The sequence below is a fragment of the Curtobacterium sp. B8 genome (assembly GCF_000333315.1).
GTDB lineage: Bacteria > Actinomycetota > Actinomycetes > Actinomycetales > Microbacteriaceae > Curtobacterium > Curtobacterium luteum.
Genome location: NZ_BACW01000551.1, coordinates 1 through 9,595, shown reverse-complemented (window position 1 = coordinate 9,595; position 9,595 = coordinate 1). Strand labels below are relative to the sequence as shown.

Below are 9,595 nucleotides of genomic sequence, written 5' to 3'. Positions count from 1 at the left end.
GAGTGGGAGACCACCCGCCAGCACGTGTACGTCGGCATGCCGCGCGCGCTGCTGCTCAGCCAGGACGCCGACGAGATCCTCGCGGCCGCGACCCGGGTGGAGCTCCTCGACGAGCTCGCGAACTCGGTGGCGACCGACAAGCTGCGTGCGTTCAAGGTCGACTACCGCGACCAGCGCACCGTGCTCGGCGGCCGTGCCCCCGCGCTCGGCGACCAGGGCGAGGACATGTTCTCGCTGCTGTCGTCCTACACGGTGCTCGGGGTCGCGCAGGACGTGGCGCAGGAGCGTGTCCCGGGCGCCGGCTCCTCGGACCCGCGGGTGACGGAGGCGGTCCGGAACCTCATCCTGACCGAGGACTTCCAGGTCAAGCAGCGCGTCGTCAAGTACCTCCGCGGCACCTTCGACCGGTTCGCGGACGACGAGCTCGCGACCCTCATCGCCGTCAAGCGGCTCGACGACTCGAAGCGTGCGCTCGCGCAGCGGAACAACCGCAGCACGGACATGCCGGGCACCACGGGGTGGATCATGCACCAGAACGCCAAGAACGCCGGTCGTGTCCGGGCTGCCCGCTTCGACGAGCTGCTCGCGAACGCCGCGCTCGAGGACATCGCCGGCCGCGCACCGCAGGCCCCGACCGAGGTGGTGTCGGCATGAGCACGCTCCCCCCGACCGGTGCCCTGATCCCGGTCGACGCACCGTTCTCGGCGGCCCAGGAGTCCTGGCTCGCCGGGTTCATCGCGGGCATCGCCGCAGCGGGCAAGCGCGCCTCCGGCGGTGCCCCGACGACCACCGTCGACGTGCTCTTCGGCACGCAGACCGGCAACGCCGAGTTCCTCGCCGACGAGCTCGTCGCCGGTGCGAAGGCCCGGGGCCTCGGCGGCCGTGCGACGCCGCTCGACGCGGTCACGCCGGAGCAGCTCGCGGCGATGTCGCACGTGCTCGTCGTCACCTCGACCTACGGCGAGGGCGAGATGCCCGACAACGCCGGACTGTTCTGGGACGCGATCCAGGCGTCGACGGTGCCGCGGCTCGAGGGGCTGCACTACGCCGTCCTCGGCCTCGGGGACACCAGCTACGACGAGTTCTGCCAGGCCGGCAAGCTCCTCGACACCCGCTTCGAGCAGCTCGGCGCGACGCGCGTCCACGAGCGCGTCGACTGCGACGTCGACTTCGAGGACCCCGCGGCGCTGTGGAGCGCGGCCGTGCTCGACCGGCTCGCCGCCGAGGCCGGAGCCCAGCCCGGTGCGGGCGGCCCAACCGCCGGGGTGACCGCCTCCGGGTCCGCAGCCGGCGGGGCGGGCGTGAGCCGTGCCTCCCGGCCGGGATCGCAGTGGAACAAGCGCAACCCGTACCGGGCCCCGCTCGTCGCGAACCGGCTGCTCTCCTCGCCGCGCAGCGCGAAGGAGATCCGTCACTTCGAGTTCAACCTCGGGGACTCGGGCATCGAGTACGCGGCCGGGGACGCCCTCGCCGTGGTGCCCCACAACGACCCGGCGCTCGTCGACCAGCTGCTGACGCACCTCGGCGCGGACGGCGGCACGGACGTCGACGGCCGGCCCCTCGGTGAGGTCCTGCGCCTCGACCGCGAGATCCGCACGCCGTCGAAGGACCTCGTGGCGGACCTCGTCCAGCGTGCTCCCGTGTCGGAGCTCGCGGCCGTCGTGTCGCACGGCGACAAGCACGAGCTCGACCGGTGGCTGTGGGGGCGTGACGTCCTCGACCTGCTCCGCGACGCCGGGCCCGCGGCACCGACGATGGAGCAGCTGCTGCCGAACCTCCGCGGACTGCAGGCGCGGCAGTACTCGATCTCGTCGAGCCCGCTCGCGCACGCCGGTCGCGTCCACCTCACGGTCGCGTCCGTCCGCTACGGCGACGTCCACCGGTCCCACGCCGGTGTCGCCTCGACGTACCTGGCCGACCGGGTGCAGGCCGACGGTGAGGTCGACGTGTACCTCCAGCCGAACGCCGCGTTCGGGGTGCCGGCCGACGGGGACGCGCCGATCGTGATGATCGGCCCGGGCACCGGCATCGCGCCGTTCCGCGGGTTCCTCCACGAGCGGGCCGCCGCCGGGGCGACCGGCCGCAACTGGCTGTTCTTCGGCGACCAGCACCGCGACACGGACTTCGTGTACGAGGACGAGCTGACCGACCTGCAGGACCGCGGTGTGCTGACCCGGCTCGACCTCGCGTTCTCGCGGGACCAGGCCGAGAAGGTCTACGTGCAGACCCGGATGCGGGAGCAGGCGGCCGAGCTGTACCGGTGGCTCGAGGACGGCGCGTTCGTGTACGTGTGCGGCGATGCCTCACGGATGGCGAAGGACGTCGAGCAGGCGCTGCTCGACGTCATCGCCGGGCAGCGCGGGCGCGGGGCGGAGGACGCGGACGCGTACCTGGCCGACCTGCGGCGCGCGAAGCGGTACGTCCGCGACGTGTACTGAGCCGCGGGCGGTCACGGGTCGCGGCAGAGCCGAGTCTCGGCCACGCGGACACTTCTCGTGCTCCGCAGCGCGAGATCTGTCCGCCTGCCCGAGACTCGTGCTGCGGCCCGGACCTTGCGCCTTCGTTGCGCCCGGCGTAACGTACAACCAAATGGTTGTACGAACAGCGCTCAGCGACGCCGAGGTCGACCGCGTGTTCCACGCGCTCGCCGACGCGACGCGACGCGACATCGTCCGGCGGACCCTCGCCGACGGTGCCACCGTCTCCGGACTCGCGGAGGCGTACGACATGTCGTTCGCCGCCGTGCAGAAGCACGTCACCGTCCTCGAGGGAGCAGGACTCGTGACCAAGGAACCACGCGGGCGCGTCCGCATCGTGCGCGCCGATCCCGAGCAGCTCGACCGCGTGCGCGGGCTGCTCGAGGAGTACGGCCGGCTCTGGCGTGGCCGCATCGACCGACTCGAGAGCCTGCTCGCCGGCGACGACGAGCACTGACGAACACCACCGACACCACCAAGACGACGACCACCACCAAGACGACGAGGGAGCGACCATGCCCGTGACCAGCGTGCACACCGACCCGGAAGCCCTGACGACCACGCTCGTCGCGGACTTCCCCGTCCCCGTCGAACGACTCTGGGGAGCCTTCACCGACCCCCGCCGGCTCGAACGGTTCTGGGGACCGCCGAGCTACCCGGCGACGTTCTCGGAGTTCGACCTCCGCCCCGGCGGCCGAGCCCGCTACGACATGACCGGCCCGGACGGGGAGGTCTACCGGTCCGTCTGGCTCGTGATCGCGGTGGACGCCCCCACCCGACTCGCGTTCGACGACTTGTTCGCGACCGAGGACGGCGAGGTCGACGCAGCGCAGCCGCCGAGCACGAGCGTCCTCGACTTCGAGCCGACCGAGTCCGGCTCCCGGGTGCGCATCACCACGACGTTTCCGACGGCCGAGGCGCTCGAGACCCTCCTCGCGATGGGCATGGAGCAGGGCTACGCCGAGGCGTTCGGCCAGCTCGACCGGGTGCTCGCCGACCTCCGCGAGTACGCGCTCGGCAGGGGTGTCGTCACCGAGGTCCTCGACGACACCCACGTGCGGTTCACCCGCGCGTTCGACGCCCCGCGGCACGCCGTCTGGCGGGCCCACACCGAGCCGGACCTGATGCGCCGGTGGCTGCTCGGCCCGGACGGCTGGGAGATGACCGTCTGCGAGAACGACCTCGTGGTGGGCGGACGCTTCCGGCAGGCCTGGGCCCCGGTCGGTGACACCGCCGGCGAGCCGTTCGGCTTCGAGGGCGAGAACACCCTCGTGCAGCCCGAGCGCCGGATCGTCAGCACCGAGGCGATGACCGGCGCGCCGTACCCGCCGAACACGAACGACCTGCAGCTCGCGGAGGTCGACGGTGCGACGCTCCTGACCCTGCTCGTCACCTACCCGAGCGTCGAACAGCGGGACGCGATCCTCGCCACCGGGATGACCGACGGCATGGAGGCGAGCTACCGGCGACTGGAGCGCGAGGTGCTCGCGACCGCCTGACCGGTCGCGTCACGGCGTGACCAGCAGACGGCCGGGAGGCCCGTGGCGGCGCCGTCACGCGCCTCCCGGCCGCCGTTGGGGTCGCGCTGGGCGCGGGCGCCGCCACGAGATTCGCCCTGAGCGACGACTCTCGCGCTCATCGGTACGAGATCAGTCGCTGATCACGAGACTCGGCGGCTCCGCCACGAGACGCGGCGCGCGGCGCGCGGCGCGCGGCGCGCGGCGCGCGTCAGTCCTGCGCGGTCGGCTCGTAGCGGCGGGCACCGCCGCGCACCCCGCCGAACCGGTACGGCGCCGTGGTGACCCGCGGTCGGTCGGTGTCCTCGCTCGTCGCGGCACCGGCGGCGTGCAGCTCCCGGTAGGCGTCCACCGTCAGCGGGACCCGGGCGTCGAGCACCGCGCGGACGCGGCCCTCCCGGCGGTGCGTGCGGTACCCCGGCCGGACGATGCCGGTGAGGAGCTCCCCGACGCTGCCGGACCCGTAGCTGAACATCGCGAGCCGCTGCCCGTCGAGCTCGTCGTCGAGGTCGAGCAGGGCCGCGAGCGCGATCCAGATCGACGCCGTGTAGGTGTTGCCGGTCTGCTTGTTGTACGTGAACCCGACGGCGAGCTCCGACTCGTCGAACGGCTGCCCGACGTGCTGGGTGAGCTTCCGGTGCGCCTTGATCGCCATCTTCGTGAAGGGCTGGTGGTGGACCCAGCGGGCGATGTCCTCGTAGCCGGGGCCGCCCTGCGCGACGAGGTCGTCCCACGCCCCGACGAACGCGTCGACGTACGCCGTGACCGACAGCCGCCCGTCGACGAGCGCGGTCGAGCGGTCGTTCGGCCGCCAGAAGTCGTCGACGTCGGCGGTGAAGACGCCGGCGGCCGGCTCGATCTCGATGAGGTCGGGGTCGGCGCTGATGAGGAGCGCCGCCGCTCCGGCACCCTGCGTGGGCTCGGCCGCGGTGTCGACGTCGTACCGTGCGACGTCCGCCGCGATGACGAGCACGCGCTCCTGCGGCGACCGGGCGACGATCCCGAGGGCGAGCTGCACGGCAGCGGTGCCGCCGTAGCAGGCCTGCTTCAGCTCGACCACCCGGACCGACTGCGGCAGCCCGAGCAGCCCGTGCACGAACACGCCGGCGGCCTTGGACTGGTCGACGCCGGACTCGGTGGCGAACAGCACGGTCCGGATGCCGTCGACGCCGTGGCGGTCGATGACCTCCTTCGCGGCTGCGGCGCCCATCGTGACGATGTCCTCGTCCGGCGCCGGCACGCTGAAGGCGTCCTGTCCGATGCCGACGTGGTACTTCGCGGGGTCCACGCCGAGGCGCTCCGCCAGGTCGTCGAGCTCGAGGACGTGGTGTCCGGTCGCGATCGCGATGTCGTGGATGCCGATGGCGGTCATGCTGCACCTCCTGCTGCCGCGCCACGTCGTTCCATCGCGACGTGCGCTGCCATGAGTTCTCCCGGGTTCGTCTGCGCCGCGAGCAGCGACAGCTCGCCGCACAGCACCGTCGCGGCGCACAGGGCTGCCAGGCGGCGGGCGTTCTCGCCGGGCGCGCGGTCCTCGCGGCAGCCGAGGCGGACGAGGGCGTCCTCGACGACGGGCAGGTCGCCGCCCTTGCCGTTGCCGACCGTGCCGACGATCAGGTGCGGGAGCGCGGTCGAGAAGTACAGGTCGTCGCCGCGCACCGAGGCCGTGGTGATGCCCTGGGAGCCCTCGACGATGTTCGCGGCGTCCTGGCCGGTGGCGAGGTAGAACCCGAGGAGCATGTTCGCGTAGTGCGCGTTCGCGGAGCGCAGCGCCCCGGCGATGGTGGAGCCGATGAGGTTCTTGGCGACGTTGAGCTCGGCGATCCGCTCGGGGGTGGACCGCAGGCGCTTCTCGACGACCTCGCCCGGGATCACGATCTCGGCGACGGTGTTCCGACCGCGACCGCGGATGCCGTTCACCGCGGTGGCCTTCTTGTCGGTGCAGAAGTTGCCCGAGATGCTGACGTACTGCAGACCCGGCTCCCACGCGAGGATCGCCGGCAGGAGCGTGTCCGCCGCCTGGGTGACCATGTTGTGCCCCGAGGCGTCACCCGTGGTGAACGCGAAGCGCAGGAACAGCAGGTCGCCCACGATCTCGGGGTGCACCTCGATGAGCTTCGCGAACCGGCTCTGCCCGGCGACGAGCGCCTCGAGTTCGGCCTGCCGCGCGAGGATGCGTCCGGTGGCGGCGTGCGCGGCCGCTGCGCTCTCGGCGCGGACCACGACGGACCGGGTCATGCGCTCGTCGACGACGGTCGCGACGATGCCGCCCTCGACCATGCGCGAGATCCGGGCGCCACGGCCCACGGACGGCCAGAGCGGCGACTCGTACGTCGCGAGCGGCACCTCGTGCTCGCCCTCGACCGCGTTGCCGCTCACGCGGATCGGACCGACCCACTTGGTCGGGATCGGGGTGGTCAGGTCAGTCATCAAGGTCTCCTTCGGGCGCCTGCACCGCGACGCTGAGGTGCCTGATGTCGTGCGCCTCCCAGGCGCGGTGGATGGCGGTGAGGTCGGTGTCCGCCGGGACGAGCGCGATGCCGCAGTCACCGCCGCCGGCACCGGAGGGCTTGGCCGCGCCGCCCGCGGCCTCGACCACGTCGCACAGGGTGGCGAGCCGGTCGGTCTCGATCTGCGACCCGACGGACGCGCCGAGGCGCTGCAGCAGGACGCGGGCGCGACGGAGCGCGTCGAGCGTGCGCTCGGCGTCGCCGGTCTGGAGGCCCGTGGTGAGGTCGTCGACGCAGGCCCGGCTCTCGTCGAGGAACGCCTGGTACCCGCCGTTCCGGTGCTCGCGCACGACGCTGACGAGCTTCGTCGTCGACGCCGGCGAACCGGTCCAGCCGACGAGGAGCCGCAGGTCCGCGGGCGCCGGGAGGCGCTGCACGTCGAAGCCCGTCCACGCGTCGGTGTCGTCGAGGATGCCCGAGACGCTGCCGTCACCGCGGTCTGGCGAGGGCTGCAGCAGCGCGGCGAGCAGTTCGCGGTCCGGGGCGCTGTAGCGGAGCCAGCCGCCGAAGGTGCTCGCGGCGAGGTCGCCCCCGGAGGCCCGGGGGTTCACCCGGATGGTCGCCAGGAGCGCCACCCGGAAGCGGTCGCGCTGGCTGAGGCCGAGGCCGTAGAAGCGGTCGAGGGCGCCGACGGTCGCGACCGTGACGGCGGCGGAGGACCCCAGGCCGAACTTCCGGCCGCTCGCGTCGTCGAGCTGGCTCTGGATGCGGAGGTCGTGGAACCGCGGTGCGATCCCCCGTTCGGCCCGGAGCTTCTCGACGAGGTCGATGGTCGCCATCACGTAGTCGTACGGGTGGTGCTCCCGGTCGAGCGCGAGGCCGTCCTCGGCCCGGGTCCACGTCAGCGGCAGGTGGCCGTACTCCTCGGAGTGCACGCTGCCGGAGCCACGGCCCTCGCTCACCCGGGCCGTGATGGCGCGGTCGAGCGCGATGAGCACGGACGGCTGCCCGGGCTCGACGACGGCGTACTCCCCCGCGACGAACAGCTTGCCGTGGGCGCGGAACTCGATCACTCGGCGGACTCCTCGGGTCGGACGACGCCCGGCCCGGGCGCCTCCGTGTCTTCGGAGCGGAGCAGGTGCGCGCCTGGTCCGGTGCCGGACTCGATGACGTCCCCGTACCCGGCGAGGGCGGCGGCCACCGCCCCGCGGTCCTCGGGCGTGGTGAGGACGACGACGTTCGGACCGGCGTCCGCGGTGGCCCACGCCTGCAGTCCGTCGGCCCGGAGTCCGGCGACGGCGTCGAACACCGCGACGCTGCGGGCGGTGAGGTACCGGATCGGCGGGAACGCGCCCTCGATCGTGGCGTGCATGCGGAGCGCGTTGCTCTCGGTGAGCTCGCCGATGCGGGTGAAGTCGCCCGCCGCACAGGCGGTCAGCACGTCGGTGACCGTCTCGGTCGTCGACGTCACCCACGCAGGGTAGAACGGCGACGTCGCGATGGTGCGGCGCATGGCCTCGCGGGAGCCGATCGGCTTCGGTCCGGCGTCGATCGTGACGACCACCATCGCCATCGGCGGCGCGGGCACGGGTTCCGCGTAGGAGCCCTGGTCGTCGCCGGCGTGCCAGACCGCGACGCCACCGGGGATCGACCGCGTGGCCGATCCGGAACCACGTCGGGCGAGCCGCGAGAGGTCGCGCGGGGAGAGGTCGAGTCCGTAGGCAGCGGCCGCGGCGGTGGCGAGCGCGGCGAAGCCGGAGGCGCTCGAGGCGAGGCCGGCGCCGGTCGGCACGGTGTTGTCACTGACGACGGCGGCGCGGTCGGTGGAGCCGGCGAGGTCGCGCACGAGGTCGAGGAACTGCGTGACCCGGACCAGCGCGCCGTCGGTCGTCGCGGCGCCGTTGAGCGTCAGGGTGTCCTCGGCGGCGCCGACCGTGACCGTCGTCGTCGTGGGGAAGACGTCGAGACCCATCGACACGCTGCCGGTCGCGGGCAGCGCGAGCGACGCGTCCGCCTTGCCCCAGTACTTGACGAGGGCGATGTTGGGGTGCGCGACGGCCGTTGCGGTGGTCATGCGCGGTCTCCGATCGTGGTGGTCCAGGTGGCTGCGGCGCCGGCGCCGCGGAGTGCGGCCGCGATCCGGTCCGCATGGTCGTCGTCGGCGGCGAGGGCCAGGACGCAGCTGTGCCCGAGCATGACGACGACCGCGCTGCCGAAGAGCGTCCGGTCGGCGCCGACCAACCGGTCCGAGATCCACGCGCCGATGATCGTGAAGAGGTACACGGCACCGCCGTACGCACCCATGATGCCGCCGGCGAGCTTCTCGTCGATGCCGAGCCCGCCCTGCGACACCGTGTAGTACATGTAGATCAGGACGATGCCCTGCATGCCGTAGAACGAGAACCGCTCCCACAGCTCGACCGCGAACGGCGTGGACAGTTCGAACGGCTGTCCGAAGAAGGTGCGCTCGGTGCGGGGCTCGTGGCCCGGTGCGGTGGTACCTGACATGCCGCACAGTCTGCCCTCGAGGGCCGGTGCCCTCACAATCGTCGATGGGTGCTCACAAAATCTGCGGCCCGCGCCTTGGAGGGTTCCCACGAGCGCCGACCGGTCCCGGACCCCGGTCTTTGTCCCGCCCGCACGGCGTTCACGCCGCGAGCAGGTGCGGTGCATAGCGTGGGTTCTGCAACACCGGACACCGCAGTTCAGGAGGACTCCCGACCATGGTCGACACCGCATCCGCGCAGAGCACGAGCACGCCGAAGGCCGACGCCACCGGCGACCCCGCAGCGGGCACCCCGGTCGGCTCGACCGCGGCCGACGTGCGCATCGACGTCGACCTCGTCGCCGAACTCCTCCTGGGCCGCTGGGCGGAGGACCGTCGGATCTCGCGGCGGCTCGCGCTCGACCCGGCCATGCACAAGATCGAGGGCATGCCGTACGCCGACGCCCGGTCGCGAACCCTCGACCAGCTCCGGATCCTCGTCGAGGCCGGCGCGATCCAGCGACCCTACCCGGCGGAGTTTCGGCGGCAGGGACACCACGGGCGGCACCTCGCCGCGTTCGAGGAGCTGACCACCGCCGAACCGTCGATGCAGATCAAGGCGGGCGTGCAGTGGGGCCTCTTCGGCTCGGCCGTCCACCACCTCGG

At 72.7% G+C, this 9,595-nt stretch carries 8 protein-coding genes and 2 pseudogenes; 5 read left to right on the top strand and 5 right to left on the bottom strand.

The window, feature by feature from the left end:
• The 4 genes and pseudogenes from I59_RS14895 to I59_RS14880 form a co-directional block, all read left to right on the top strand.
• A pseudogene (locus I59_RS14895) lies at window positions 1–654 on the top strand (glutamate synthase large subunit); the annotation flags it as partial.
• Window positions 651–2,438 (top strand): sulfite reductase subunit alpha, encoded by a 1,788-nt coding sequence (locus I59_RS14890; protein WP_022904551.1) that lies wholly within the window; start codon window positions 651–653, stop codon window positions 2,436–2,438. The pseudogene I59_RS14895 and the gene I59_RS14890, both read left to right, overlap by 4 nt.
• Before the next feature lie 151 nt (window positions 2,439–2,589).
• Entirely contained in the window at window positions 2,590–2,934 is a 345-nt protein-coding gene (locus tag I59_RS14885) for a helix-turn-helix transcriptional regulator (protein ID WP_022904550.1), read from the top strand.
• A 58-nt stretch (window positions 2,935–2,992) separates the two neighbouring features.
• Window positions 2,993–3,976 (top strand): SRPBCC family protein, encoded by a 984-nt coding sequence (locus I59_RS14880; RefSeq protein WP_022904549.1) that lies wholly within the window; start codon window positions 2,993–2,995, stop codon window positions 3,974–3,976.
• 229 nt (window positions 3,977–4,205) lie between these two features.
• On the opposite strand, the gene I59_RS14875 is transcribed toward I59_RS14880, so the two are convergent.
• From I59_RS14875 to I59_RS14855, 5 genes are read right to left on the bottom strand one after another with little or no spacing between them, the layout of a single operon-like run.
• Window positions 4,206–5,366 carry a hydroxymethylglutaryl-CoA synthase gene (locus tag I59_RS14875; RefSeq protein ID WP_022904548.1) on the bottom strand — a complete coding sequence of 387 codons (1,161 nt, stop codon included), beginning with the start codon at window positions 5,364–5,366 and terminating at the stop codon, window positions 4,206–4,208.
• Window positions 5,363–6,424 (bottom strand): hydroxymethylglutaryl-CoA reductase, encoded by a 1,062-nt coding sequence (locus tag I59_RS14870; RefSeq protein WP_022904547.1) that lies wholly within the window; start codon window positions 6,422–6,424, stop codon window positions 5,363–5,365. Before I59_RS14870 ends, I59_RS14875 begins: the two co-directional genes overlap by 4 nt.
• Window positions 6,417–7,517 (bottom strand): phosphomevalonate kinase, encoded by a 1,101-nt coding sequence (locus I59_RS14865; RefSeq protein ID WP_022904546.1) that lies wholly within the window; start codon window positions 7,515–7,517, stop codon window positions 6,417–6,419. The genes I59_RS14870 and I59_RS14865 overlap by 8 nt, the downstream gene beginning before the upstream one ends.
• Window positions 7,514–8,518 carry a diphosphomevalonate decarboxylase gene (mvaD, locus tag I59_RS14860; RefSeq protein WP_022904545.1) on the bottom strand — a complete coding sequence of 335 codons (1,005 nt, stop codon included), beginning with the start codon at window positions 8,516–8,518 and terminating at the stop codon, window positions 7,514–7,516. Before mvaD ends, I59_RS14865 begins: the two co-directional genes overlap by 4 nt.
• The gene (locus tag I59_RS14855) at window positions 8,515–8,952 is read right to left on the bottom strand and encodes an oligopeptide:H+ symporter (RefSeq protein ID WP_022904544.1); all 438 of its coding nucleotides are present in this window, start codon (window positions 8,950–8,952) and stop codon (window positions 8,515–8,517) included. The genes mvaD and I59_RS14855 overlap by 4 nt, the downstream gene beginning before the upstream one ends.
• A gap of 215 nt (window positions 8,953–9,167) precedes the next feature.
• On the opposite strand from I59_RS14855, the pseudogene I59_RS14850 reads away from it, so the two are divergent.
• A pseudogene (locus tag I59_RS14850) lies at window positions 9,168–9,595 on the top strand (acyl-CoA dehydrogenase); the annotation flags it as partial.